The sequence below is a fragment of the Bradyrhizobium sp. PRIMUS42 genome, assembly GCF_023006515.1.
Classification (GTDB): domain Bacteria; phylum Pseudomonadota; class Alphaproteobacteria; order Rhizobiales; family Xanthobacteraceae; genus Bradyrhizobium.
The window spans coordinates 1-429 of record NZ_JALBGZ010001622.1 but is presented as its reverse complement, the minus strand read 5'-3'; the positions used below and the strand labels follow the sequence as shown (position 1 = coordinate 429).

Annotated in this window: 1 protein-coding gene; it reads right to left on the bottom strand. The window is 68.3% G+C overall.

Annotated elements, in window-relative coordinates; genetic code table 11:
• Positions 1-429: ATP-binding cassette domain-containing protein (locus tag MOV75_RS41970; protein ID WP_247008763.1), on the bottom strand; the 429-nt coding region annotated here is incomplete at both ends.

Here is a 429-nt window from a genome sequence, read left to right as displayed (position 1 = left end):
CCGGCGAGCGCAAGTGCGATCTCGAGCTGGCGTTGCTGCCCGTGCGCGAGCTCCGCCACGCGCTGGTCCTTCACGGCGGAAAGATGCACGGCCTGGACCAGATTGTCGGCCGCATGCATCAAGGCATCGTTCTGCCCCGGGCGCAGCAACGAGAAGCGCCCGCGCGAGACACCGCGGCAGGCGAGATAGACATTGTCCTGCACGGTGAGGCCGGGGAACAGCGCCGAGATCTGGTAGGTTCGGCGCAGCCCGCGGCGGATGCGTTCATAGGGCGGGAAATGCGTGACGTCCTCGCCGAAGAAGCGGATGGTGCCGGAGGAGGGCGCGAAGTCTCCGGTGATGCAGTTGAACAGCGTGGTCTTGCCGGCGCCGTTGGAGCCGAGCACGGCGCGGCGCTCGCCGGGGCGCACGGTCATGGTGACATCGGTC